General features: G+C 72.3%; 24 protein-coding genes. 8 read left to right on the top strand and 16 right to left on the bottom strand.

Annotation, left to right across the window (positions count from 1 at the left end):
• Positions 1 to 75 precede the first annotated feature (75 nt).
• A complete protein-coding gene (locus BMW99_RS20270) occupies positions 76 to 399 on the bottom strand; it encodes a hypothetical protein (RefSeq protein WP_069465440.1) in 324 nt (107 codons plus the stop codon).
• Positions 400 to 490: 91 nt separating this feature from the next.
• Positions 491 to 1,654, bottom strand: coding sequence for an adenosine deaminase (locus BMW99_RS20265; RefSeq protein WP_069465439.1), 1,164 nt, complete (start codon positions 1,652 to 1,654; stop codon positions 491 to 493).
• Positions 1,655 to 1,754: 100 nt separating this feature from the next.
• On the opposite strand from BMW99_RS20265, the gene BMW99_RS20260 reads away from it, so the two are divergent.
• Positions 1,755 to 2,540: a dienelactone hydrolase family protein gene (locus tag BMW99_RS20260; protein ID WP_075017275.1), complete on the top strand. Its 786-nt coding sequence runs from the start codon at positions 1,755 to 1,757 to the stop codon at positions 2,538 to 2,540.
• 684 nt (positions 2,541 to 3,224) lie between these two features.
• Here BMW99_RS20260 and BMW99_RS20255 read toward each other — a convergent pair.
• Entirely contained in the window at positions 3,225 to 4,205 is a 981-nt protein-coding gene (locus tag BMW99_RS20255; RefSeq protein ID WP_069465652.1) for a LysR family transcriptional regulator, read from the bottom strand.
• A gap of 79 nt (positions 4,206 to 4,284) precedes the next feature.
• Here BMW99_RS20255 and BMW99_RS20250 point away from each other — a divergent pair, with 79 nt between their 5' ends.
• The gene (locus BMW99_RS20250) at positions 4,285 to 5,538 is read left to right on the top strand and encodes an MFS transporter (RefSeq protein ID WP_075017274.1); all 1,254 of its coding nucleotides are present in this window, start codon (positions 4,285 to 4,287) and stop codon (positions 5,536 to 5,538) included.
• Between the two features lie 45 nt (positions 5,539 to 5,583).
• On the opposite strand, the gene glgX is transcribed toward BMW99_RS20250, so the two are convergent.
• The 9 genes from glgX to BMW99_RS20205 all read right to left on the bottom strand — a co-directional run bounded on the left by glgX (position 5,584) and on the right by BMW99_RS20205 (position 17,484).
• A complete protein-coding gene (glgX, locus tag BMW99_RS20245; RefSeq protein WP_079138753.1) occupies positions 5,584 to 7,767 on the bottom strand; it encodes a glycogen debranching protein GlgX in 2,184 nt (727 codons plus the stop codon).
• 166 nt (positions 7,768 to 7,933) lie between these two features.
• Positions 7,934 to 8,335: a cytidine/deoxycytidylate deaminase family protein gene (locus tag BMW99_RS20240; RefSeq protein ID WP_069465629.1), complete on the bottom strand. Its 402-nt coding sequence runs from the start codon at positions 8,333 to 8,335 to the stop codon at positions 7,934 to 7,936.
• Between the two features lie 328 nt (positions 8,336 to 8,663).
• Positions 8,664 to 9,941, bottom strand: a complete 1,278-nt coding sequence (locus BMW99_RS20235) for a thymidine phosphorylase (RefSeq protein ID WP_069464802.1) — start codon at positions 9,939 to 9,941, stop codon at positions 8,664 to 8,666.
• Positions 9,942 to 10,148: 207 nt separating this feature from the next.
• Positions 10,149 to 10,550: a cytidine deaminase gene (locus BMW99_RS20230; protein ID WP_075017273.1), complete on the bottom strand. Its 402-nt coding sequence runs from the start codon at positions 10,548 to 10,550 to the stop codon at positions 10,149 to 10,151.
• Positions 10,547 to 11,836, bottom strand: a complete 1,290-nt coding sequence (locus tag BMW99_RS41790; RefSeq protein ID WP_069464803.1) for an ABC transporter permease — start codon at positions 11,834 to 11,836, stop codon at positions 10,547 to 10,549. The genes BMW99_RS20230 and BMW99_RS41790 overlap by 4 nt, the downstream gene beginning before the upstream one ends.
• A gap of 85 nt (positions 11,837 to 11,921) precedes the next feature.
• Positions 11,922 to 13,031, bottom strand: a complete 1,110-nt coding sequence (locus tag BMW99_RS20220) for an ABC transporter permease (RefSeq protein ID WP_069464804.1) — start codon at positions 13,029 to 13,031, stop codon at positions 11,922 to 11,924.
• The gene (locus BMW99_RS20215) at positions 13,028 to 14,680 is read right to left on the bottom strand and encodes an ABC transporter ATP-binding protein (RefSeq protein WP_069464806.1); all 1,653 of its coding nucleotides are present in this window, start codon (positions 14,678 to 14,680) and stop codon (positions 13,028 to 13,030) included. The genes BMW99_RS20220 and BMW99_RS20215 overlap by 4 nt, the downstream gene beginning before the upstream one ends.
• Before the next feature lie 184 nt (positions 14,681 to 14,864).
• Positions 14,865 to 15,899 carry a BMP family lipoprotein gene (locus tag BMW99_RS20210; RefSeq protein WP_075017272.1) on the bottom strand — a complete coding sequence of 345 codons (1,035 nt, stop codon included), beginning with the start codon at positions 15,897 to 15,899 and terminating at the stop codon, positions 14,865 to 14,867.
• A gap of 430 nt (positions 15,900 to 16,329) precedes the next feature.
• Positions 16,330 to 17,484, bottom strand: coding sequence for a M20 family metallopeptidase (locus tag BMW99_RS20205; protein WP_075017282.1), 1,155 nt, complete (start codon positions 17,482 to 17,484; stop codon positions 16,330 to 16,332).
• A 544-nt stretch (positions 17,485 to 18,028) separates the two neighbouring features.
• Between BMW99_RS20205 and BMW99_RS20200 the strand changes: the two genes are divergently transcribed.
• Both BMW99_RS20200 and BMW99_RS20195 read left to right on the top strand, forming a co-directional pair.
• Complete coding sequence (locus BMW99_RS20200) at positions 18,029 to 18,310, top strand: PDDEXK family nuclease (protein WP_069461919.1); 282 nt, start codon at positions 18,029 to 18,031, stop codon at positions 18,308 to 18,310.
• A 63-nt stretch (positions 18,311 to 18,373) separates the two neighbouring features.
• Positions 18,374 to 18,802, top strand: coding sequence for an ASCH domain-containing protein (locus BMW99_RS20195; protein WP_069461920.1), 429 nt, complete (start codon positions 18,374 to 18,376; stop codon positions 18,800 to 18,802).
• A gap of 55 nt (positions 18,803 to 18,857) precedes the next feature.
• On the opposite strand, the gene BMW99_RS20190 is transcribed toward BMW99_RS20195, so the two are convergent.
• Complete coding sequence (locus BMW99_RS20190) at positions 18,858 to 19,730, bottom strand: hypothetical protein (RefSeq protein WP_069461923.1); 873 nt, start codon at positions 19,728 to 19,730, stop codon at positions 18,858 to 18,860.
• Positions 19,731 to 19,980: 250 nt separating this feature from the next.
• Between BMW99_RS20190 and BMW99_RS20185 the strand changes: the two genes are divergently transcribed.
• Positions 19,981 to 20,829: a hypothetical protein gene (locus BMW99_RS20185; RefSeq protein ID WP_245791553.1), complete on the top strand. Its 849-nt coding sequence runs from the start codon at positions 19,981 to 19,983 to the stop codon at positions 20,827 to 20,829.
• Positions 20,830 to 20,839: 10 nt separating this feature from the next.
• On the opposite strand, the gene BMW99_RS20180 is transcribed toward BMW99_RS20185, so the two are convergent.
• Both BMW99_RS20180 and BMW99_RS20175 read right to left on the bottom strand, forming a co-directional pair.
• Complete coding sequence (locus BMW99_RS20180) at positions 20,840 to 21,127, bottom strand: DUF397 domain-containing protein (protein WP_322899517.1); 288 nt, start codon at positions 21,125 to 21,127, stop codon at positions 20,840 to 20,842.
• Positions 21,128 to 21,132: 5 nt separating this feature from the next.
• The gene (locus BMW99_RS20175) at positions 21,133 to 22,017 is read right to left on the bottom strand and encodes a helix-turn-helix domain-containing protein (RefSeq protein WP_069461921.1); all 885 of its coding nucleotides are present in this window, start codon (positions 22,015 to 22,017) and stop codon (positions 21,133 to 21,135) included.
• A gap of 313 nt (positions 22,018 to 22,330) precedes the next feature.
• Here BMW99_RS20175 and BMW99_RS20170 point away from each other — a divergent pair, with 313 nt between their 5' ends.
• The 3 genes from BMW99_RS20170 to BMW99_RS20160 all read left to right on the top strand — a co-directional run bounded on the left by BMW99_RS20170 (position 22,331) and on the right by BMW99_RS20160 (position 24,348).
• Complete coding sequence (locus BMW99_RS20170; protein ID WP_075017271.1) at positions 22,331 to 22,726, top strand: ATP-binding protein; 396 nt, start codon at positions 22,331 to 22,333, stop codon at positions 22,724 to 22,726.
• A gap of 66 nt (positions 22,727 to 22,792) precedes the next feature.
• Complete coding sequence (locus BMW99_RS20165) at positions 22,793 to 23,401, top strand: GNAT family N-acetyltransferase (protein ID WP_079176121.1); 609 nt, start codon at positions 22,793 to 22,795, stop codon at positions 23,399 to 23,401.
• Between the two features lie 194 nt (positions 23,402 to 23,595).
• A complete protein-coding gene (locus tag BMW99_RS20160) occupies positions 23,596 to 24,348 on the top strand; it encodes a class I SAM-dependent methyltransferase (protein ID WP_069465464.1) in 753 nt (250 codons plus the stop codon).
• 18 nt (positions 24,349 to 24,366) lie between these two features.
• On the opposite strand, the gene BMW99_RS20155 is transcribed toward BMW99_RS20160, so the two are convergent.
• Positions 24,367 to 24,981, bottom strand: coding sequence for a hypothetical protein (locus BMW99_RS20155; RefSeq protein WP_079176120.1), 615 nt, complete (start codon positions 24,979 to 24,981; stop codon positions 24,367 to 24,369).
• Between the last annotated feature and the right edge of the window lie 194 nt (positions 24,982 to 25,175).

Genomic DNA, 25,175 nt, shown 5'->3' with positions numbered 1-25,175 from the left:
TACTGGTACGGGGCGCCCGCGCGGGGTCCCGTACGCCGCACGGCGCGGCCCGGAGGAAGAACGGTCGGGTACGGGTCAGCCGCCGAGGATGCCACCGCCGGCCGGCAGGCCGCCGAGCAGTCCGGAGACGGGCGCGACCTGGTTGCCCGACAGGTGGTTGCCCGACGGGAGCAGGCCCTTGGTGGGCAGCGCGGCGGTGCCGTTGCTGACCGCCTGCTGGGCGCCGGCCGTGGAGTCGGCGGCACCGGGCACCAGGCCGGTGGCCTGGCCGACGGGCAGGCCGCCCAGGGCGCTGGTGGCACCGGTGAGGTCGGCGGCGGAGGCGGAGCCCGCGGCGGCGGCCACGGCCGCCAGTCCGAGGGCAGCCGTGGTGAGGGTCTTCTTGGTTCGGGTCTGCATAACTGCGGAACGTAGTCAGCAACTCACCACCCGTGCAACCGGCGTGGCGCGCCGGGACAGGCCGTCCCGGCGCGTGTGCCGCGGCCCGGGATCAGCTGCCGGAGGCGGCGGATCCGCTGGCCACAGGGGGTGTTCCGGCGCCGGGCGCGAACAGCCACTCGGCCTTGAGCTCGGCGTAGCCGGGCTTGATCACCTCGTTGATCATGGCGAGACGTTCGTCAAAAGGAATGAACGCCGACTTCATCGCATTGACGGTGAACCACTGCATGTCGTCGAGCGTGTAGCCGAACGCCTCGACCAGGTGCCCGAACTCGCGGCTCATCGTGGTGCCGGACATCAGGCGGTTGTCGGTGTTGACGGTGACGCGGAAGTGCAGCCGGCGGAGCAGGCCGATCGGGTGCTCCCGGTACGACTCGGCCGCACCCGTCTGGAGGTTGGACGTCGGGCACATCTCCAGCGGCACGCGCTTGTCCCGCACGTAGGCCGCGAGCCGGCCGAGGGAGACCTCGCCGTCCTTCTGCTCGATGTCGTCGATGATCCGCACGCCGTGGCCCAGCCGGTCGGCGCCGCACCACTGCAGCGCCTGCCAGATGGACGGCAGGCCGAACGCCTCGCCCGCGTGGATCGTGAAGTGGTTGTTCTCGCGCTTGAGGTAGTCGAACGCGTCCAGGTGCCGGGTGGGCGGGTAGCCGGCCTCGGCGCCCGCGATGTCGAACCCGACGACGCCGGAGTCCCGGTAGCGGTTGGCGAGTTCGGCGATCTCCTTGGACCGGGCGGCGTGCCGCATCGCCGTGAGCAGGGCGCCGACCCGGATGCGGTGGCCGTTGTCGCGGGCCCGCTGCTCGCCCTGCCGGAAGCCCTCGTTGACGGCCTCGACGACCTCTTCCAGGGTCAGTCCGGCCTCCAGGTGCTGCTCGGGCGCGTAGCGCACCTCCGCGTACACCACGCCGTCGGCGGCGAGGTCCTCGGCGCACTCGGCGGCCACCCGCACCAGCGCGTCCCGGGTCTGCATCACCGCGCAGGTGTGCGCGAACGTCTCCAGGTAGCGCTCCAGCGAGCCGGAGTCCGCGGCCTCGCGGAACCACGCGCCGAGCCTGTCCGGGTCGGTCTCCGGCAACTCGGTGTATCCGGTCGTGCGCGCGATGTCGACGATGGTGCCGGGGCGCAGCCCGCCGTCGAGGTGGTCGTGCAGCAGCGCCTTGGGTGCGCGGCGGATCTGTTCGGCGGTGGGGACGCTCGGAGTCGGGTTCTGCATGCTCGAACGATAGCGCCTACGCGCGTAGATATCGCGTACGTGCCGACTATTTTCCGCAGGGCCATACAGTGCACACCCACTCTTCTGCCAAGGTTGCGACATGGCTTCGCAAGCATTACCGGCGCGTGGCGCGCGACTGGGGCGGCAGGTGGCCGCCGGTCTGGTGCCCGGGCCCCGACAGCGTGACGCGCACACCGGAGCGACGGTGCGCGCGGTGGTGCTGGCGCTGCCCGGGGGCGACGCGCTGAGCACCCGGCGGCGCTCACCGCTGGCCGCGGCCACGATCTGGCCGCTGGCCCGGCACCTGGTGCGCGAGGGTCACGAGGACGGACTGGCCGCGCACGTCGTCCACTACCGCTTCCGCGGGTGGAACGGCGGGCACGCCCACCCCGCGGAGGATGCCGAGTGGGCGGTCGGCGAGGCCGTGCGCCGGTACGGGGACGTGCCGGTGTGCCTGGTCGGCGTCGACATGGGCGCGCGGGCGGCCCTGCACGCGGCCGCGCACCCCGCCGTCACCTCGGTGGTGGCGCTCGCGCCGTGGCTGCCGGGCGGTCCCGAACCGGAGCCGGTCAAGCAGCTGATCGGCCGCAAGGTGCTGATCGCGCACGGCACCGAGGACGACTCGACGGTGCCGGAGCTCTCGTACCGCCTCGCCGAGCGGATCAAGAAGGTCAACCGGGAGGTGTGCAGGTTCGAGGTCCACTCGGACGGGCACGGCCTGCACCAGCACCGCGCCGAGGTCTTCGCCCTCACCACGGACTTCGTCCTCGGCAACCTCCTGGACCGCCCCTTCGCCCGCCCCGTCGCCGACGCGCTCGCGGCCCCCCCTCCCCTCGGCCTCCGCATGCCGCTCGCCTCCGGCTTCGGCCGCTCCCTTCGCGCTTGAAGCTACGCTGACGCCGGCCTGGCGCATCCGGACTCGCCCAGCCCCTTGCTCGCCGTCGCCGTCTGCCGGTCTCGTCGTGGTCGCTCGCGTTGGGGGCACCTCCCGGCCGAAGGCTGGGGGACCCCGCGCCCCTGCGGCATCCGGGGTGCCCCGCGCTGCGCGCTGCCGTCTGCCGGTCTCGTCGTGGTTGCTCGCGCAGTTCCCCGCGCCCCTGGCGGTGCACGTTCGTGGGTGGGGTCAGGGGCCACTCCGGGAGTGTCTCCTCGACCTTTGCATGGCGGCTTTTTCCGTCAGGGTGCCCGGGGCCTTGCAAAGCTCTGCGGGGACACACCCGGATCGTCCCCCTCCGGCCCGTCCCCGTCTGCGGGAGGACATTGGCTGTGTCCATGTCCCCCGCCGCACGGTGTGTGAGGTGAGGGGGTGGGGAGGAAGTGCTCCCCGCAGAGAAATGTGCGCGGCCCCCGGGTGCCGATACGTACGAACCCGTATGCACATTTCCGAGGAGACGCTTCCGGAGCGCCCCCGACCCCACGGACAAAGGGCACGCACACCAGGGGCGCGAGGTCCCCCAGCCTTCGGCCGGGAGGTGCCCCCAACGCGAACAACCACGACGAGACCCGCAGACGGCAGCGCGCAGCGCGGGGCACCCCGCCGGCCGAGAACACCCACCGGCCGGTGGACGGCTCAGGATGCGCCCCCCTGGGCGCCGAGCAGCAACCGGCCCGCACGCGACAGCAAAAAGCGTTTGAACGCGGCGACGGGCGCCGCGTCCGGCTGACCGTCGAGCCAGGCCAGCCCGATCTCCCGCACCGCGCGCTGGCCGACGACGTCGAGCTCCGTCACCCCGCGGCGCGGCACCGCGGGCGGTGGGAGCAGCGAGACGCCCAGACCCGCGGCCACCAGGCCGCGCAGCGTCTCCGCCTCCTCGCCCTCGAACGCGATCCGCGGCGCGAACCCCGCCTCCGCGCAGAGGGTGTCGGTGATCCGCCGGAGCCCGTAGCCGGGTTCGAGCGTCACGAACGGGTCCGACGCCACCTCCGCCAGCCGGGCCCTGCGCCGCCCGGCCAGCCGGTGCCCGGCCGGCACCACCAGCCGCAGCCGCTGCTCGTCCAGGCGCCGCACCACCAGCCCGGGCTCGTCGGGCAGCGGCGACGTCAGGCACAGGTCGAGCGCGCCCGCCCGGAGCCGCTCCAGCATCGCCTCCCCGTACGTCTGCACCAGCTGGAACCGCACGCGCGGATGATCGGCGCGGAACTCCCGCAGCAGCCCCGGCACCGTCTCCCAGCCGAGCGTGTGCAGGAAGCCGAACGCGATCCGCCCGGATCCCGGATCGGCCTCCAACCGCACGGACTCGGCGGCGCGCTCCACCTCCGCGAGGGCCCGCTCCACCGCGTCGCGGAACGCGACCCCCGCCCGGGTCAGCCGCACCGCGCGCCCCTGCCGGGCGAACAGCGCCACTCCCAGGTCGGCCTCCAGCCGGGCCAGCGACCGGCTCAGCGTCGGCTGCGGCATGCCCAACTGCTGTGCGGCACGCGTCACATGCTCGTGCCGTGCGACCGCCGCGAACTGCGCCAGGCGCGGCGCGAGCAGCGCGGCCCAGGCGTCCGGGGCCAGCTCCGCGCCGGTCCGTGCCGTCTCGTCGTCCACCAGGGAACCCCTCGTCACCTCGCCTCATACCTGTCCGCATCAATCATGCCGCCCTCATGCATTGGACGCATGGAAGAGGCCGTCCTACGGTCGGGACATGACCTCCGCCAGTACCGGAGCGGCCTCGCCCACCCGCCGCGACGCCGCCCGAACCCGCGCCGGCACCCGAGCCGACGCCGACACCCGGCTGCGCGCCGGGACGTCGGCCTACCGCCGGGCCAATCTGGCGCTGTTCGCCGCGGGACTGGCCACCTTCGCGCTGCTCTACTCCACGCAGGCCCTGCTGCCGGCCCTGTCCACCGGCCTGCACCTGTCCCCCGCGCAGGCCAGCCTGACCGTCACGGCGTCCACCGGCGCGCTGGCGGTCGCGCTGCTGCCGATCAGCGCGCTCAGCGAGAAGTACGGGCGCACCCCGGTCATGACCGCCTCCGTCTTCGGCGCGTCGGCGCTCGCGCTCGCGGTGCCGTTCGCCCCGAACCTGACGGTCCTGGTCGTCCTGCGCGCCGCGCAGGGCCTGGCACTGGCCGGCCTCCCGGCCACGGCGATGGCCTACCTCGCCGAGGAGGTCCACCCCTCCGCGGTCCCCTCGGCGATCGGCCTGTACGTGGCCGGCAACTCCATCGGCGGCATGAGCAGCCGGGTCGCCGGCGGCGCCCTCGCCCAGGTCTACGGCTGGCGGACCGCCCTCCTCGCGGTCGGCCTGACCGCCCTCGCCTGCGCCGTCGCGTTCCGCCTGCTCGCCCCGCCCGCCCGCCACTTCACCCCCGGGCCCGTCCACCCCGCCGCCCTGTGGCGCACCGTCCGCGGCCACCTCGGCGACGGGCGGCTGCGCCGGCTGTACGGGCTCGGCCTGCTGTTCATGGCCGTGTTCGGCGCGGTCTACACCGTCCTCGGCTACCGGCTGACCGCGGCGCCGTACCACCTCTCGCAGACCGCGATCGGCGCGGTGTTCCTGGTCTACCTCGTGGGCACCGGGACGTCCGCGGCGTCCGGCACGCTGCAGGCCCGCATCGGCCGCCGCGGCGCGTTCGCCGTCGCCCTAGCCCTGTGCGCCGGCGGCCTCCTCCTCACCCTCGCCGCGCCCCTCCCCGTGATCCTCCTCGGCCTCGTCCTCATCACGGCGGGCTTCTTCACCGGCCACTCGGTCGCCTCCGGCGCGGTCAGCCGCACCGCGACGGCCGGGCGCGCCCAGGCGTCGGCGCTGTACCTGACGGCGTACTACGTCGGCAACAGCGTCGGCGGCAGTGCGGCCGCGTCCTTCTACCACCACGGCGGGTGGCCCGCGGCGGCCGCGGTCGCCTTCGCGGCCCTCGCGCTGGCCGCGCCCGCGGCTCTTCGGAGCCGCGGCTGAGGGTTCGCCGGGCGGCAGCGGGCGGGCGGTCGGCCGGCCGGCCCGTCACCGGGACGCGCTCTGGTCCGGGCGCCGCTTGCGGACGGCGTTCGCCCACGCACGGCGGGCCAGCCCGCCGGTACCGGCGTGGGGCCGGGTCAGCAGGACGGCGGTTCTGGCCGCCACCGGGACCGTGCCGCCGGCCTTGATCTCGGCCTCGTCCACGGCGTCCGGCTCCTCCGCGGTGTCCACCACGACGCGCCACCGCTCGCCGTAGGCACGGTGGGGCAGGACGAAGTCCACCGGCGCCCAGTGGGAGTTGAGCAGCAGGAGGAACGAGTCGTCGACGATCCGCTCACCGCGCGGGCCCGGTTCGGCCACGGCTTCGCCGTTGAGCAGCAGCGCGACCGCGTGGGCGTCCGCCCGCTGCCAGTCCTCGTCGCGCATCCCCCGCCCGCCCGGAGTGAGCCACACCGCGTCCCCGCGCCCGGTGCCGTCCGGGTCGCCCCGCAGGAAGCGGCGCCGCCGGAAGACGGGATGGCTGCGGCGCAGCGCGATGAGCCGGCAGGTGAAGTCGAGCAGGCCGCGACGGTCGGCGTCGAGGTCCCAGTCCACCCAGGACACCTCGTTGTCCTGGCAGTAGGCGTTGTTGTTGCCGCCTTGGGTGCGGCCCATCTCGTCGCCGTGGCAGATCATCGGCACGCCTTGCGAGAGCAGCAGCGTGGTGAGCAGGTTGCGCTGCTGGCGGGCCCTGAGCGCCAGCACCTCGGCGTCCTCGGTTCCGCCCTCCGCGCCGCTGTTCCACGACCGGTTGTGGCTCTCGCCGTCCTGATTGCCCTCGCCGTTGGCCTCGTTGTGCTTGTCGTTGTACGAGACCAGGTCGCGCAGGGTGAAACCGTCGTGGCAGGTGACGAAGTTGACCGAGGCGCGGGGCCGGCGGCTGTCGTCCTGGTACAGGTCGGAGGAACCGGCGATCCGCGAGGCCAGGTCGGGCAGGACGGAGCCGGAGGTCCGCCAGAAGTCGCGCACGGTGTCCCGGTAGCGTCCGTTCCACTCGCTCCACAGCGGGGGGAAGTTGCCCACCTGGTACCCGCCCTCGCCGACGTCCCACGGCTCGGCGATCAGCTTGACCCGGCTCACCACCGGGTCCTGCTGGACCAGGTCGAAGAACGCGGACAGCCGGTCCACCTCGTGGAACTGCCGTGCCAGCGTGGCCGCCAGGTCGAAGCGGAAGCCGTCCACGTGCATCTCGGTCACCCAGTACCGCAGGCTGTCCATGATCAGCTGCAGCACGTGCGGACTGCGCATCAGGAGGCTGTTGCCGGTGCCCGTGGTGTCGAAGTAGTGCGCCGGGTCGTCGTCCACCAGCCGGTAGTAGGCGGGGTTGTCGATGCCGCGGAAGGAGAGGGTGGGGCCCAGGTGGTTCCCCTCGGCGGTGTGGTTGTAGACCACGTCGAGGATCACCTCGATCCCGGCGGCGTGCAGCGTTTTGACCATCGACTTGAACTCGGCGACCTGCCCGCCGCGCCCGCCGGACGACGCGTACCCGTTGTGCGGCGCGAAGAAGCCGACCGTGTTGTAGCCCCAGTAGTTGGACAGTCCCCGGTCCAGCAGGTGCCCGTCCTGCACGAACTGGTGGATCGGCATCAACTCGACGGCGGTGACGCCCAGTCGCGTCAGATGACCGACCACCTCCGGATGAGCCAGCCCCGCGTACGTCCCGCGCTGCTCCGGCGGCACGCCCGGGTGGCGCATCGAGAGGCCCCGTACGTGCGCCTCGTAGATGACGGACTCGTGGTACGAGTGGCCCGGCGCCCGGTCGCCGCCCCAGTCGAACTCCTCGTCGGCGACGACGGAGAGCATGGCGTGCGGCCTGCTGTCCGCCGTGTTGCGGACCCCGGGATCGGCGAACTGGTAGCCGAACAGCGACTCGTGGCCGTCGGCCTGGCCCTCGATCGCCTTGGCGTAGGGGTCCAGCAGCAGCTTCGCCGGGTTGCAGCGGTGACCGCTGCCGGGATCGTACGGGCCGTGCACCCGGTAGCCGTACCGCTGCCCGGGGCCCACACCGGGCAGGTAGGCGTGCCAGATGAAGCCGTCCACTTCCGTGAGCTCCACCCGGGTCTCGTGCCTGCCGTCGTCGATCAGGCAGAGTTCCACGCGGTCCGCGACGCTGGAGTACAGCGCGAAGTTGGTGCCCGCGCCGTCGTAGGTGGCCCCGAGCGGTGCGGCCCGCCCGGTCCACTTCGCCACGGTCCGGGCCGCGGCTCTGCGCCGGCCCCGCTCCTCGGTCCGCTGATCCCTGCGCTGCTGGCGCCCGATGCCCCGGCTCCCGCGCACCACGTCCGACCCGTCCACGCCTGCCCCCTCAAAGACCGGTGACCCGGCCACGGGTGCCGTATACCCACCACGGGCCGAACTAGGTGTCCTGTTCCGGGAGTTGGTGGTCGGACCAGACGTACGTGGCGGGGAGCAGGTCGGCGACGGGCCGGACGTCCGCCGGGCCGACGATGACGTGGAGGTCCGGGAAGTAGTCCAGCAGGACCTGGCGGCAGCGGCCGCAGGGCGGGACGACGCCGCGGTCGCGGTCGCCCACGGCCACGATCGTGTCCAGCTCGTAGGCACCCTGCGCGGCCGCCGTGCCGAGGACGACGAGCTCGGCGCACGGCCCCCCGGTGAAGTGGTAGGCGTTCACCGCGGTGAAGATCCGGCCGTCCCGGGCCCGGGCCGCGGCCGCCATGGTGTGCTGGTCGCCCCGGCACCGGGTCCGCGCGACCTCCGCCGCCGCCTCGATCAGCTCCTGGTCGATCCGCCCGCTCATCCTCTCCACCTTCCTCACCTCAACCACTGTGTCCCCCCGCCACCCGGGGGCGGCGCGGAAGGGGACGATCCGGGTGTGTCCCCGCAGAGCTTTGCAAGGCCCCGGGCACCCTGACGGAAAAAGCCGCCATGCAAAGCTCGAGGAGACACTCCCGGAGTGGCCCCTGACCCCACCCACGAACCTGCACCGCCAGGGGCGCGAGGTCCCCCAGCCTTCGGCCGGGAGGTGCCCCCAGCGCGAGGAACCACGGCGAACCGTCAGACGCCGAATCAGCCCCGGGGGCACCCCGTTGGCCGCCCCGGGCAGCCCGGGACTGGGGCTGCGGGCCTCAGGCGATCCGGTCGAGGATGAGCCGACCCGCGCTGAACCCGGAACCGGCCGCCGCGATGGTGAACGCGCCGTCCAGCGCCTCCAGCGCGTACGCGAAGAGCTCGGGCGTGTCCGTGTGGAGGGTCAGCAGGGGCGCGCCCTGCACGACGGTCGCGCCGGGCTTCGCGTGGAGCTCCACGCCCGCGCCCGCCTGGACCGCGTCCTCCTTGCGCGCCCGCCCGGCGCCGAGCCGCCACGCCGCGAGCCCGACGGCGTACGCGTCGAGTCCGGTGAGCACGCCGGACGCGGGCGCGGTGACGACGTGCGTCTCGCGCGCGACCGGCAGCGCCGCGTCCGGGTCGCCGCCCTGCGCGCGGATCATGCGCCGCCACACGTCCATCGCCGAGCCGTCGGCCAGCGCCTTCGCGGGGTCCGCGTCGGTGAGCCCGGCGGCGTCCAGCATCTCGCGGGCGAGCGCGAGGGTGAGCTCGACGACGTCGGCCGGCCCGCCGCCGGCCAGCACCTCGACGGACTCGCGGACCTCGAGCGCGTTGCCCGCGGTGAGGCCGAGCGGCACGGACATGTCGGTGAGCAGCGCGACCGTCCGCACGCCGTGGTCGGTGCCGAGGCCGACCATGGTGGCGGCCAGCTCGCGCGCGTCCTCCAGGGACTTCATGAACGCGCCGGAGCCGACCTTGACGTCGAGCACGAGCGAGCCGGTGCCCTCGGCGATCTTCTTGGACATGATCGACGAGGCGATCAGCGGGATGGCCTCGACCGTTCCGGTGACGTCACGGAGCGCGTACAGCTTCTTGTCGGCGGGGGCGAGCCCGTCGCCGGCCGCGCAGACGACCGCGCCGACCTCGTCGAGGACGGACAGCATCTCCTCGTTGGAGAGGGTCGCGCGCCAGCCGGGGATGGACTCCAGCTTGTCGAGGGTGCCGCCGGTGTGGCCGAGGCCGCGGCCGGACAGCTGCGGCACGGCCGCGCCGCACGCGGCCACGAGCGGCGCCAGCGGCAGGGTGATCTTGTCGCCGACGCCGCCGGTGGAGTGCTTGTCGGCGGTGGGGCGGGTCAGGCGGGAGAAGTCCATCCGCTCGCCGGAGGCGATCATCGCGGCGGTCCAGCGGGCGATCTCGGCCCGGTCCATGCCGTTGAGCAGGATCGCCATGGCGAGCGCCGACATCTGCTCGTCGGCGACCGCGCCGCGGGTGTACGCGTCGATGACCCAGTCGATCTGCTCGTCGCTGAGGCGGCCGCGGTCGCGCTTGGTTCGGATGACGGAGATGGCGTCCATGAAAGGCAGTTCCTCGGGTTATCGCGGTCGGCGGTCGGCGGTCGGCTCCGCCGGTCGGCGTGGCCGGTCATCGTAGGCGGTTCGGCCGCCCGCGGGCGGCACGGTGGATCAGGGCGCGCCCCCCGCGGGCGGAGGCCCGGAGGCCCGGGCGGGCCCCCGGCCCCGGAAGGCCGGGCCCGGCCCCCTCTGCCGCCCGCGGGGTGAACGTCAGCGGTCGAGGTCGTCCGGCCCGAAGGCGTCGGGCAGCACCTCGTTCATCGTGCGCACACCGCGCACCGTGTCGACCAGCAGGCCGGGGCCGCCGTGCTCCCACAGCAGCTGCCGGCAGCGCCCGCACGGCATCAGGGTGTTGCCCCGCAGGTCGACGCAGGTGAAGGCGACCAGGCGGCCGCCGCCCGAGGCGTGCAGCGCGGAGACCAGGCCGCACTCGGCGCACAGCGCGACGCCGTAGGCCGCGTTCTCGACGTTGCAGCCGACGACGACGCGGCCGTCGTCGGCCAGCGCGGCCGCGCCGACCGGGAAGCGGGAGTAGGGCGCGTAGGCCCGCTCCATCACCTCCCGGGCGGCGCGGCGCAGCGCCTCCCAGTCCACGGCAGCGGGATCGCTCACCCGCCTGCTCCCTTCCGGTACGGCAGGCCGTCCGCCTTCGGCATCCGCAGCCGCTGGGCGGACAGGCCCATCACCAGAAGTGTCGCCACATACGGGGTGGCCTGCACGACTTCGTCCGGCACCACGTCGGTGGTCATGTACCAGACCGCCAGCAGGACGGCGAAGGCCAGCGCGACGACCGCGCTGATCCGGGCGCCGCGCAGGAACTTCCAGATCGCCATGCCGAGCAGCAGGACCGCCAACAGCAGGAGCAGGGCGTGCACGGAGGAGCCGCCGTTGCGCAGCTGGAGGCTGTCGGCGTAGCCGAACAGGCCGGCGCCCATGGCCAGGCCGCCGGGCCGCCAGTTGCCGAAGATCATCGCGGCGAGGCCGATGTAGCCGCGGCCGCCGGTCTGCCCGGCCAGGTAGAAGTGCGTCTGGATGGCCAGGAAGACACCGCCGAGGCCGGCCAGCGCGCCGGAGATGATCACGGCCAGGTACTTGTACAGGTAGACGTTGACGCCGAGGGACTCGGCCGCGACGGGGTTCTCGCCGCAGGACCGCAGGCGCAGCCCGAACGAGGTCCGCCACAGCACGAAGAACGTGCCGGCGAACAGCAGGATGGCCAGCAGCGTCAGCGACGAGATGTTGGTGACGAAGCCGCCGATGATGCCGGCGAGGTCGGACACCAGGAACCAGTGGTGCTTCTCGACGCTGTTCAGCCAGTCCGACAGTCCTGGCACCGTGAAGTGCTTGATGTCGTCCATCGGCGGGGACTGCTTGGGCGTCCCGCCCTTCTGTGCGGCCTCGCCGCCGGTGAACAGCTTCTTGGCCAGGTAGGCGGTGACGCCCGCGGCCAGGATGTTCATCGCGACACCGGCGATGATGTGGTCGACGCCGAAGGTGACGGTGACGATCGCGTGCACCAGGCCGCCTGCCGCGCCGCCGAGGACGCCCGCCAGGACGGCCACCCACGGGTCGGTCTGCCAGCCGGCCCAGGCACCGAAGAAGGTGCCGAGGATCATCATGCCCTCGAGGCCGATGTTGACCACGCCGGCCCGCTCCGACCACAGGCCGGCGAGGCCGGCCAGGCCGATCGGCACCGCGCTCGACAGGGCGCCGGCGATCTGCCCGGCGGAGGTGACGTCGTTGGCGCCGGTGATCGCGCGGACCGCGGCCACGAGGACCAGGCCCGCGGCGATGACCAGCAGGACCACGCTCGGGGTGAACCTCAGCCGCCTCGTCTGGGGCTTGCCGACACGCGGCGCGGCGGCCGGCGGCGGAGTCTGGGTCTGCGTGGCGCTCACAGCGTCTCCTCGTTCGCTTCTCCGCCCGCGAGGCGAAGGTGCCGGTTTCCGTCCGTCCCAAGGCCGGTGGCCTCGCGTGCGTCGCTCACGCCGCGACCTCCTGCTGCTTCGGAATGCCGGCGGCCGCGAGTTCCGCGCCGACCTGGCGTTGCTGGCGGGTGATGCCGTAGCGGCGGACGACCTCGTAGGCGATCACGACGGCCAGGACGATGACGCCCTGGATGACGCCGACGATCTCCTTGTCGTAGCCCTCGAACTCCAGGCCGTTGGAGGCGCGCTCCAGGAAGGCCCAGAGCAGGGCGCCGACGGCCACGCCGACCGGGTTGTTGCGGCCGAGCAGGGCGACCGCGATGCCCGTGAAGCCGATGCCGACGGGGAAGTCGGTGCCGTAGTCGTAGGACTCGTTCAGCAGCGTCGGCATGCCGACCAGGCCGGCCATCGCGCCGGAGATCAGCATGCTGGTGACGACCATGCGCTTGACGTTGACGCCGGACGCCTCGGCCGCGGACTGCGAGCGGCCGACCGCGCGCAGGTCGAAGCCGAAGCGGGTGCGGGACAGGCCGTACCAGTACAGGACGCCGGCCAGCACCGCGAAGATGATGAAGCCGTCGACCGCGCCGCCGCTGGTGCTGAAGTTGAACAGGTGGCTGGAGGACGGCAGCGGCTTGGTGGAGACCATGTTGGCGCTCTTGTCGAGCACGCCGAGTCTGCCGCCCTGCAGGAAGTAGCCGATCACGATGCCCGCGATCGAGTTCAGCATGATCGTGGAGATGACCTCGCTGACGCCCCGGGTCACCTTGAGGACGCCGGCGATCGCGGCCCACAGCGCGCCGACCGCCATGGCGGTCAGGATCACGACGGGCAACTGGATGACGCCGGGGAGGGACATCGCGCCGCCGACCGCGGCGGCGAAGAACGCCGCGAGGCGGTACTGGCCGTCCACGCCGATGTTGAACAGGTTCATCCGGAAGCCGACCGCGACCGCGAGACCCGCGAGGTAGTACGTGGTGGCCTTGTTGAGGATGTAGACCTGGCTGTCGGTCTTGTCGCCGTAGTCGATCATGACCCGGAAGGCCGTGAACGGCTCCTTGCCGGTGGCCAGGATCACCAGGGCGGTGACGATCAGCGCACCGACCACGGCGAGCACCGGGGCGGCCACACCGAGGACCACCCGGTCCTTGTCGAACTTCTTCATCGGTCCTCTCCCCCGGACGCGGCGGACAGGGTGCCGGTCCCGTCGCCGTTGTCGGAGTCTGCGGCGTTCTCGGCGGTCGCGGCGGTCGCAGCGTTCTCAGCGTGCTGGTCGTGTTCCAGGTGGCCGGTGGCCGCGCCGGTCATGGCGGAGCCCAGCTCCTCGGGGGTGATGGTCGCCGGGTCGGCGTCCGCGACGAGCCTGCCCCGGTACATGACCCGCAGGGTGTCGGACAGCCCGATCAGCTCGTCGAGGTCGGCGGAGATCAGCAGCACGGCCAGGCCCTCGCGGCGCGCCTGGCGGATCTGGTCCCAGATCTGCGCCTGCGCGCCGACGTCCACACCGCGGGTGGGGTGGGCGGCGATCAGCAGCTTGGGCAGGTGGCTCATCTCCCGCCCGACGATGAGCTTCTGCTGGTTGCCGCCGGACAGCGAGGCCGCGGTGACCTCGATGCCGGGCGTGCGCACGTCGTACTCGGCGACGATCCGCTCGGTGTCGCGGCGCGCGGCCGCGGTGTCGATGAGGAAGCCCTTACTGTTGGGCCGCTCGGTGACGTGGCCGAGGATGCGGTTCTCCCACAGCGGCGCTTCCAGCAGCAGCCCGTGCCGGTGGCGGTCCTCGGGTATGTAGCCGATGCCGTCCTCGCGGCGCTTGCGCGTGGGGACGCGGGAGATGTCCTCGCCGTCCAGGACGACGGTGCCGCCGTCCGGCACGCGCATGCCCATGATCGTCTCGACCAGTTCCGCCTGGCCGTTGCCCTCCACACCGGCGATGCCGAGCACCTCGCCCTTGTGGATGGTGAAGCCGATGGCGTCGAGCACGATGCGCTCGACGCCGTCGAGGTCCACCTCGGCGAGCCGCAGCCCGTCGACGGTGAGCATCCGCTCGGTGGTGACGGTCGATTCGCGGGTCTCCGGCGACGGGAGCTCGCTGCCGACCATCAGCTCGGCGAGCTGCTTGGTGGTGGTGTGCTCCGGGTCGGCGTTGCCGACGGTGGTGCCGCGCCGGATGACGGTGATCTCGTCGGCGACCGACAGCACCTCGCCGAGCTTGTGCGAGATGAAGATGACGGTCAGGCCCTCGGCCTTGAGCTCGCGCAGGTTGTCGAAGAGCGCGTCGACCTCCTGCGGGACGAGCACGGCGGTCGGCTCGTCGAGGATGAGGATCCGCGCGCCCCGGTAGAGGACCTTGAGGATCTCCACGCGCTGCCGGTCGGCGACGCCGAGGTCCTCGACCAGCAGGTCGGGGCGGACTCCGAGGCCGTAGGCGTCGGATATCTCCTGGATCTTCGCCCGCGCCCTGGAGCCGATCCCGTACAGCTTCTCGCTGCCCAGGACGACGTTCTCCAGCACGGTCAGGTTGTCGGCCAGCATGAAGTGCTGGTGGACCATGCCGATGCCGCGGGCGATGGCGTCACCGGGGTCGCCGAAGGTCACCTGTTCGCCGTTGACGGCGATGGTGCCCTCGTCCGGCTTCTGCATGCCGTAGAGGATCTTCATCAGCGTGGACTTGCCGGCGCCGTTCTCGCCCACGAGAGCGTGCACGGTGCCGCTGCGCACGGTGATCTCGATGTCGTGGTTGGCGACGACGCCGGGGAAGCGCTTGGTGATGCCGCGCAGTTCGACGGCGGGTGGACTCGTGGACGCGTTGATGGCGCACTCTCCTCGGGGGAAAGGCTCGGGGCGGGGTGGTTCTGGCGGTGGGGGTGAAGGTATCGCGGAAAGGTGTCTCTACGCGCGTAGCGTGATCCGATCGCCACGCAAGCGGAGGCTCGGCGGGGGTGCTTCAGCCACCCCCGCCGAGCCTCTCGGTCACACCTGTTCACTCAACTCCGGGTCACGGGGTCGACTTGACCTTGATCTCACCGGAGACGATCTTCGCCTTGGCGGCGTCGATCTGCGCCTGGATGTCGGTGGTGAACCCGCCGGAGGTGGCCAGCGACACACCGCCGGTCTTCAGGTCGTAGGCGTTGGTGCCGGCCTTCGGCTTGCCGTCGTGGACCGACTTGATCAGGTCGTACACGGCCACGTCGACGTTCTTGACGGCCGAGGTGAGGATGCTGTTCTTGTACTTCGCCAGCGCCGCGTCCTGGTACTGGTCGGAGTCGACACCGATCGCCCAGGCGCCGGGCTTGCCCGCCACCGCCTGGATCGAGCCGTCACCGGAGAGGCCCGCCGCGGTGTAGATGACGTCCACGCCGTTGTCGAGCATGCCCTGGGCCTTGCCCTGCGCCGACGTCGGGTCGTTGAAGCCCTTGGTGTCGGTCTCGTACAGGTACTGGTCGGTGACCGTGTCGGACGGCTTGGTGTCCTTCACGCCCTGGTCGAAGCCGGCCTGGAAGGTGCCGATCAGGGTGTTGTGCACACCGCCGATGAAGCCGACCTTGCCGGTCTTGGACTTCAGGGCCGCGGCCACACCGGCGAGGTAGGAGCTCTGCTCGGTGGAGAACACCATGCTGTCGGCGTTCGGCGCGTCGACCACGGAGTCGACGATGCCGAAGGTGGTCTTGGGGTACTTCGCGGCGATCTTCTTCACCGCGTCGCCGTAGGTGAAGCCGACCGCGACGACCGGGTTGTAGCCCGCACCCGCCAGCAGGTCCAGCCGCTGCTCGCGGTCGGACTCGGTCTCGCCGTTGCTGGCGGTCTGCTCCTTGTGGCCGAGGTTGAACTCCTTGTCGGCCTTGTCCATGCCGCGCGCGGCGGAGTCGTTGAAGGAGTGGTCGCCGCGACCGCCGACGTCGAAGGCCATGCCGACGCCCTTGTTGCCGCCGCTGCTGCTGTCGGAGCTGGAGCTGCTGCCGCACGCGGTGGCGGTCATCGCGAGGGCCGCGGACACCACGCCCGCGGCAGCGATCTTGGATACCCGGCGCAAGAGGGTCCCCTTCAGTCGGAAGCGCCCCGTCCGGCGCTGGCTAAGCCCGGAGCTTAACGCGCGTAGATGTCAGGTAAAGACCGAATGAAGACCCGTTATCGGATCGACGCATTTCGGCCAGGTGAAGCACCCGTGGTCGGTGCGTCACCCGGCGTCCGCGAGCCGCGACGACGCCGGTCAGGAGGGCTGCTCAGCCCACCCGAGCGGGGGGCATCTCCGTCACGACAAAGGTGCCACGTCCGGGACCGCGGTGCCGCCACTCCGGCCACAACAGCGCTGCAACGTCCGTCACATGCGCCGGCCGCACGCCCCTCCGGGGGGGTGCGGCCGGCTGCGGTGCGACTCCGGGTTGGGCCCGGGTGCGGCTCCGGATGCGGCTCCGGTTCTGACCCGGGTTCGACCCCGGCTCAGAACCGGCTTCGGCTCCCGTTCACGACAGCAGCGCGGCCGCTGTCAGGAGCTCCACGCCCACCGCGATGGCGCCCTCGTCCACGTCGAAGTCGCCCTGGTGCAGGTCCCGCTTGGCGGTGTCGCCGACCGGGCGCACCCCGAGGCGGGCCAGCGCGCCGGGCACGTGCTCCAGGTACCACGAGAAGTCCTCGCCGCCCAGGCTCTGCTCGGTGTCCTCGATGGCGTGCGCCCCGAACCGGGCGGTCATCGCGTCCCGCAGCAGTTCCGTCGACGTGCCCTCGTTGACCACCGGCGGCACCCCGCGCTGGTACGTGATCTCGCACTTGGCCCGGTAGATCGACGCGATCTGGTCGATCACCTCGTGCACCAGGTCCGGCGCGTCGTGCCACGCCCCGAGCTCCAGGCAGCGGACCGTGCCCTCCAGTTCGGCGTGCTGCGGGATGACGTTCGCCGCGTGCCCGGCCTCGATCCGGCCCCAGACCACGCTCAGTCCCGAGCGCGGGTCGACCCGGCGGCTCAGCGCGGCCGGCAGCTCGGTGGCGAGCTTGGCCGCGGCCATCACCAGATCGGTCGTCAGGTGCGGGCGGGCGCTGTGCCCGCCGGGGCCGTCCAGCGCGAGCTTGAGCTTGTCGGCCGCCGAGGTGATGGGGCCGTGGCGCAGGCCGATCCTGCCGACGTCCACCTTGGGGTCGCAGTGCAGGGCGAGGATACGTTCCACCCCGTCCAGCACACCGGCCTTCACCGCGTCGAGCGCACCGCCCGGCATGACCTCCTCGGCCGCCTGGAAGACCAGGCGGACGGGCCGGGGCAGCCGCCCCTGCGCCGCGAGCTCGGCGAGCACCAGGCCGGCGCCCAGCACGATGCTGGTGTGCACGTCGTGCCCGCAGGCGTGGGCGCGGCCCTCGACGGTGGAGCGGTACTCGACCTGCTTGGTGTCCGGGACCGGGAGCGCGTCCAGGTCGGCGCGCAGCGCGAGCCGGCCGCGGGCCGGGTCGTCGGCGCCGATGTCGCACACGAGTCCGGTCCCGTTCGGCAGCACGCGCGGTTCCAGCCCCGCCTCGGCCAGCCGTGCCCTGACCTTCTCGGTGGTCCGGAACTCCTGGCGGCCGAGTTCGGGGTGGCGGTGCAGGTCGCGGCGGAACGCGACGAGCTCGGCGCGGAGGGGGTCGGGCAGGGCGGGCGTGCCCTCCGGGGCGGGGACGCCGCCGGGTGCGGTCGCGCTCTCGCCTGCCGGGACGGGGTCGGCGCTCGGGTCCGTCCGGATTCCGCTCGGCCGGCCCGCGCTGCGGGCGGCCTTGCCTGGCGCGGCGGCGCTGCGCGCGATGACCTCGCGCGTGACCTCGGCCGGCCCGCCGGAAGGATCTTCGGACGGCGCTGCGGGTGAGTCGTTCACCTCAGTCAGGGTATGCCCCACGAGCGGCTCCTCTTACATGATCGGAAAAAATAGATGCTGCGGGAGGAGAAGAAGTCGCCCGATCGGCGCATACCGGATCTTCCTCGGGGGTATGCCCACCCTTTTGGGGTCCGGGCCTGTTGACACCCATAGTCGCTCAACGAGCGCCGCGTCGCGAGGCAACGCGGGGCCGCTCCGCTCGGCGGTACGGCAATGGAGTGGCCGTCTGCCGCGGTGCTGCAGGGGCCCACCCTACGACCCCGGTGTTACGCCGCCGTGGCGAAGAGCCGCGGGCGCCCGCGCCGCGGCCGCTGCCGTACGGCCCGTGCTCAGCCCGCACCTGTGGACTCCGCCGCCCCGCCCGGACGGTTGGCGGGCCGGTGACCTGGACCGACTCCCCGACGCCCCACGTCACATCGAGGTACTGGACGGCTCGCTGGTCCTGCGGGGTCCCCAGCGGTTGTGGCACAGCCGCCTGAAGTCCCAGTTGATCGCCGCTCCAGCCGAAGGCGAGCCCGACGCCTTCCTCGTGTGTGCGGGCATGACGGTGTGGCTGGACGAACGCAACCGCCTCGAGCCCGATGTCCTGCTGACCACGGCGGCGTGACGCCCTGACGCCCTGACGGAAACGCGTGGAGCCGGCGCGATCGGGGCGCCTAGAGTCCCCCACATGAGTGAGGACATCGCGGGGCTGCCCGTGGCCGAGTTCGCATTCCCGGGGCCGCTGCGGGACAAGCTGGTGGGGGCGATCCTGAGCGGCGCGAAGACGTCGACGACGGGGTTGCTGGCCGCCTACGAGGCGGAGGGCGAGGCGTTGCCCGAGGCCGGCGCGCGGTTCGCCGTGATCGACTCGGCGGGGCGGCCGGTGGCCGTGATCGAGACGACCGAGGTGCGGGTGGTCCCGATCGGCGAGGTGGACCTCGCGCACGCGGTCGACGAGGGCGAGGGCGACACGTCCCTGGAGACGTGGCGCGCGGGCCACGAACGCTTCTTCACCAGCGCGCCCATGCGCGAGATCCTGGGCGACCCCGGCTTCACCGTCACCGACGCCACCCCCGTCGTCCTCGAACGCTTCCGCGTGCTGGACCGCCTGAGCTGAACGGCCCGGCGGCCGGGCCCGGGAGCGCGCTCCCCCGGGCCCGTCCGCCGGCACGTCACTCGTCGCCGAACACGTCCTCGGCGCATTCGACCGTGATGGCCAGGTCGAACCACCGCCGGACGACCTCGGCATCCGTGCACCCGAGAATCCGCTCGCGCACCTCGCCACTGACGGAAAGCCCGCGCTTCTCCAGGACAGTCAGCGTGTCTTCCGCCCGGCTCTGAACACGGCCCTCTTCACGGACCTTCTCCGCCGTCTCGGAACGGAAGAAGGAGGTGGGGATGGCCATGAGATCCCTCCAGATCGCTGCTGCCGGGCTCGTGCCCAGACCGAGTTCGGTGAGTTCCTTGAAGAGGTCGGCCGTGTCGGGATCGGCCTTCCTGAGAGCCCCGGACAGTGCCCTCAACATCGTATCCGCCTGCGGATGTCTACTGTGGGTGAGCACGGAGAAGACCGCCACGGGAATGTCCTCGGCCGCGGACGCCACGTCGGCGACGATCGGAACGTTGTGTGGCCCCAGGACCAGCGGCCGCAGGGTGAGCGTGCGCCACATCGGTGTCCCGAGGTGGAAAGGGATCGTGGCCCACTGCGCGGTCGCCTCGTCCTGGCAGACGATGAGAAGCAGGGGCGGTAAGCGGTACTTGGCATACAGGTACGACAGGTAGTACGCCCAACTGCTGTGCTTGTCGGGGTCCTTCCTGCCCTGCGCCTCGACGGCCAGGAGGTAACTCCCGCCGTCGGCCGTCTCCACCTGGAGCAGGGTGTCCAACCGGCGCTCCAGCGGCTTGATCTCGGTGAGATCGGTGGGGAGCAGGGAGACCGCCACGGGTTCCGTGAAGGGAATGCCGAGGCGCTCGAAGGTACGGGCGAAGATGCCGGGATCTTCCTGGAAGATCCGGTGCATCGCCTCGTGCGATGAACTGACCATGAGGAGAGCGTAAGCAGGCATGTGTGCGCAAAAACGGTCCTGCTTGGGCAGATTCACTCGTTCGTGCGGAGAAAAGACGACATGATCGGGCACATTCGGTCGTGACGATCGACCCGCCCACCTTCGAAGCCCGGCGCGGGGAGCACCGGCGCATGCGGGAGTGCGACGATGAGGCACCGTCGCGTACGCACGTGGGAGATGAGCGTGGGTGGCGGTCAAGGTGGGTCTTGCGAGGGGGAGTTGGGCGCGGATGCGCGGTGGAGGGGTGGCGGCTGCCGTGGTGGCGGTCGCCGTGGGGGTGCTGCTCGCGGGGTGCGGGACGCAGGTCGGAACGGGGACGACGGTGCCGACGGAGACGGCGACCGGGCCGATTCCGTGGGTCGTGGGTGAGCCCTCGTTCGTCACGGGCGCCCGACTCGGCGCCGATCACCGCACGGTGACGCTCGACGTCCAGGTGGCGGACGGGCCGCGGCCCTGCGTGCGGGACCTGAAGGCCGTCGACACGGACGCCGCCTACGGCGCCGTGCCCGGCACCGTGCACGTCCAGGTCACGTACAGCTCCCCCTCGGGGGACCGCCGTTCGGGCTGCACCAAGGAGCGCGGCGCGCAGACCCGCGTCACCCTGCCCGCACCCCTCGGCGACAACCAGCTCGTCGTCGACGACCACACCGTCTTCACGGCCGACGGCGCGAAGCCGCCCGCCCTGCGGCTGTGCGGCCAGCTGGGCTGCGACCCGGCGCCCACGGGCTGCACCCCCGGCTCCTACGACCAGGCCCTGCTGGCCGTCGGCGCACCGGAGCACACCCTCCGGGGCGACACGGACTGCCGCGGCACGTGGATGGTCATGGCCTACACCTGGCGTACGGGACCCGCGTGTTCGGGCGAGACCAGCCTCCCCGCGTGCTCGTCCGCCCTGGGCGACCGGTACTTCTTCCGGGCGGAGACGTCCGGTTGGGTGCCGATCGCCGAGGGCGCGGCCGGCGGCTGCGCGGTGGTGCAGCGCAAGGCGCCGGACTTCCCGACGTCCATGTGCAAGGACCTCGCCCCGCTGTCGGGCAAGCTCCACCCGCACTACCCGCCGCCCTCCGCGTCCCCCTGAGCCGCGCCCGCTACGCGCCCGGTATCTCACCGCCCCGCACCGCCGCGGTGAAGGCGGACCAGGCGCCCGCCGTGAACACGAGGGCCGGACCGTGCGGGTCCTTCGAGTCCCGGACGGCCATGACCCCGGCCCCCAGTCGGGCCGCCTCGACGCAGGCTCCGCCCTGGTTGTCGCTGTATGTCGACTTGGCCCACTCCGCCCCGGTCAGCCGGGCCGCCTCGACACAGTTCCCGCCCTGATCGTTGCTGTAACTCGACTTGAACCAGGTTCCGTTGAGTGCGTCAGCCATGACGGTCATCGCTATCACTGCTCCTTGATCGCTTCCTTGATCAGGCTCAGGGACTCCTGCGGCCCCGGAGCGAGTGCCTGAAGGTCGGTGAAGGCATCCGAGTACCGTTCGACGTCCTTGTCACCACGCCGAACCAGCGCCTCGGTGAGGTTCTCCATGTAGACCATGGGCTTCAAGGCCACTTGGTCCGGGAACTGGAGGACCACGAACGAGCCGTTCATCCCCGCGTGCGCGCCGAGTCGGAACGGCACGACCTGGACGCGGACGTTCGGTCGGGACTCCACGACCTCGACGATGTGGGTGAGTTGGTCGCGCATCAGCGCCGACGACCCCACCTGCCGCCGGAGTACCGCCTCGTTGAGGATCGCCGTGTACTTCAGCGGCGACTCCGGGCGGCTGAGGACGTCCTGCCGCGTCGTGCGCAGCGCGACCAGGCGGTCGATGTCCTCCGCCGGGAGTCCCTGGTGGGCGCGCTGGTGGATGATCCGGACGTAAGCGCCGGTCTGCAGCAGGCCCGGCACGAACTCGGACTCGTAGTTCTGCAGCGCGCTCGCACTCGCCTCCAGGTCCAGGAACGCCTTGAACCCGGGGCCGATCACGGGGCGGTATTCGGGCGACAGCCACCAGTCCCGCCGCGTCTTGGTCACGGTCGCGTAGGCGATCAGCCGGGCGCGCGTCTCGGGCTCCGCCCGGTAGATCTCGCAGAGGGCGGCCACGTCCTCCGGATGCACCTCGGAGTTCTCGCCCGTCTCCAGACGCGTGAGTTTGGAAGGGCTCCACCGCATCTTCGTCACCACCTGGGCTCCTTTGAGGCCGGAGGCTAAGCGGAGTTGGCGTAGTTCATTGGCGAGTTGGAGCCGGCAGAGGGCGGGGGTGGCCGCCTCCACGTCCGTGATCATCTGCTTCTCCTCTGCGCAAGGTCCAGTGTGTCGAGGGACGTTCTGTTGCGGCAAGGAACTTCTGCGCCAGCGCGGGAGCTCCCGCTCACGGGCAGGGACTGCCGTTCACCCGCGGAATCCGGCGTCGAAGTTTGGCGATCCGAATTCTGCTGACCGGTGTCACCGTAGCCCGAACGCTGCCACGCTTACCGACAGTTGCTCACATTGCGCAGCGGCGTCGTCGCCATCCGTGGCCGGAGGCCGGCCCTCGCGTGCGCTCATCCCCGAGGCGCAGATCGCGGCACCGCCGTGCCCGGAATCGAAAGGCACCCCCATGGAACAGGCGTCAGCCGGGCCCGTCACGTTGTGGCCGGCCACACCTCACAGCGTGCACCGGGCGCGGCACACGCTCCTCGCGGCCCTGGACGCATGGGAGTTGGGCGGGCTCGCGGACAGCGCCGCGCTGGTGCTGTCGGAGTTGATGACGAACGCCGTGCGGCACGGGCACGTGTCCGGCCGCGGCATCGGGACGCGGTTCGTCCGGCAGGTGCACGGCTTACGCATCGAGGTGCACGACTGCGCGGACGGCAAGCCCGAACTGCGGTCGCCCGCGCACGACTCCGAGCACGGGCGCGGGCTGGCGCTGGTGGAGGCGGTCACCGGGGGGCGGTGGGGGGTGACCGCGCGGCAGGGGCCGGGCAAGGTCGTCTGGGGCGAGCTGACCGGGTGAGGCGCGGCCCGTCGCGGGCCGGAAATGGATGGCCGCGGGACCGGGGGCCGCGTACCGTGCGCGGGCATGGCGACAGGTGAGGCGGAGACCGTGCCCGAGGTGTCGATCCGGGACGAACGGCCCGGCGAAGAACGGGAGGTCCGCGCGCTGCAGGCCGCGGCGTTCGGGGACGAGGACCGGGTGCCGGGGCTGGTGGACGCGTTACGGGCGGCGCCGGCGGCGCTGCCGCCGCTGTCGTTCGTGGCCGAGGCGGGCGGGCGGATCGTCGGGCACGTGATGCTGAGCGCGTGCCGGCTGGACGCGCTGCCGCGGCTGGTCGACGTGTACTCGCTCTCTCCGCTCGGCGTGCACCCGGACGCGCAGGGGCGCGGAATCGGGACGCGGCTGATCGCGCACGCGCTCGCCGCTGCCGACGAGCGCCGCGTCCCCCTGGTCTTCCTGGAGGGCTCGCCGCGCTACTACCGCGCCCGCGGCTTCCGTCCGGCCGAGGAACTCGGCTTCCGCGCGCCGACGTTGCGGTATCCGCCGGGCGCGTTCCAGGTGGCCGCGCTGGCGGCGTACGAGGAGTGGATGACGGGGACGTTCGTATACGCCGAGACGTTCTGGGCGCTGGACTGCGTGGGCCTGCGCGGTCCGGAGCTGGAAGCGGTGACCGCCGCGATTTCCGGGGGCTGAGCGCCGCGGAATGGGCCTTTGGCGGGCTCTGGGCGGGGTCGTCGCGCGCGGGGGGCGCGGGGCGCGGGTGAGGCGACCGGATCCGTCGCGGCGGGCCCGCAGTGACCCGCTCACGGCCGCAGCACATACCGGCTGACCTGGGCTTTTCTCTGCGCGGGCGGTAGCGTGACGGCACCGCGTGAGAGGGGGACGGGATGGAGCCGGACCGGTCGATCCGCACCGTCGAGGACGTACTGGAGCTGCTGGACGGGCTGTTCGCGCCCGAGGCCGACCGCTGGACGGAGCACGGCGGGAGCACGTGGTGGGACGGCTTCTACGCCGACCGCACGAAGGGGGTGCCGTTCTTCGTCGGCACGCCGGACGAGAACCTCGTGGAGTACCTGGACAGCGGGCTGGTCGCCTCCGGCGGGCGGGCCCTGGACCTGGGGTGCGGGCCGGGACGCAACACCGTCCACCTGGCCTCGCGGGGCTTCGAGGTGGACGCCGTCGACCTGTCCCCCGCGGCGGTCGCGTGGGCGCGTGAGCGGGCCGGCGAGGCCGGCGTCGCGGACCGCGTCCGCTTCCACCGCGGCAACGCGTTCGCGCTGGAAGGGCTCGGAGCGGCGGGCCCGTACGACCTGGTCTGCGACTCGGGCTGCTTCCACCACCTGCCGCCGCACCGCCGCGTCAGCTATCTCGCGCTGCTGGACCGGGTCCTGGCGCCCGGTGGCCATCTCGCGCTGACGTGCTTCGCCGCCGGCGCGATGGGCTCCGAACTCCCCGACGCCGCCTTCTACCGCGACGCCCGCCTGCACGGCGGCCTCGCCTACTCCCCCGCGTCCCTGCGCGCGATCTTCTCCTCGTTCACCGAACGCGCCTCGCGCCGCATGCGCGAACAGCCTCCGGATTCGGTCTCCTTCGGCGAGTCCTTCCTGTGGACCGCGCTCTTCCGCCGCCCGCCGGGGTGACCGGCCCGCGGCGGCGCGTCAGAGGTCCGGGAGGAGTTCGCCGGGGCGCGGGGCGCGGCCCTCGCTGAGGAAGAAGACGTAGGCCCGCAGATAGGCGGGCAGTTCGCCGTCGAAGGACGCTTCGTACGCGCGGACGGCGGGGAGCTGCGAGGCGTCCAGGGCGCCCGAGGAGGACAAGGCAGACGGGGGTGACGAGGCAGGCGGGGCGGACGCGGAGGATGACGCCGCGGCGATCCGGGCGGAGAAGCCGGCCGCCCACGCGCGCACCCGGGCCGCCTGCGACCACCAGGCGCGGACGCCCTCGGGGGTCCAGCGCGTGTCGCCGTCCCAGGCGTACCCGCCGAGCACCTCGTCCCAGGCGGCGCGCAGGACGGCGGTCACCTCGGCGGGGTCGCGCGGCTGGCGGAAGACGAACTCGGTGCCGTCCTCGTCGCCGAGCACGTTGGCGGGTGCGGCGAGCGGCCCGCTCAGGCAGGTGTCGGTCTCCCCCGCGTAGAACGGGCCCGGCACGTTGCGCCAGTTGAGTTCCTCCCACCGGCCCTCGCCGATGGACGGCGGGTTCGGCTCTCCCGTCCACGCGGCGACCACGCGCCGCGCCTCCGGCATCGGATCCCAGTACCCCGGCGCGTCCATGGCGTGAGGCTACTGCCCGCATCGCCCCGGCCGGCGGCCCGGGCGCCGTGCGCGCCGGGACCGCGGTGCCCCAGGGCCCACATCGGCAACCGCCGTAAACGCACGCATGATTTTGCAGAGTTGCGTCTGTATTCAACGAAAGTGGATACGGATATTGCACGCGTGTGTCCAGGAGGCTACGGTCCACCTGCACC

This window comes from Actinacidiphila rubida, from assembly GCF_900110255.1.
Classification (GTDB): Bacteria; Actinomycetota; Actinomycetes; order Streptomycetales; family Streptomycetaceae; genus Actinacidiphila; species Actinacidiphila rubida.
The sequence above is the reverse complement of the archived record's forward strand: the minus strand, read 5'-3'. Positions and strand labels throughout refer to the sequence as shown.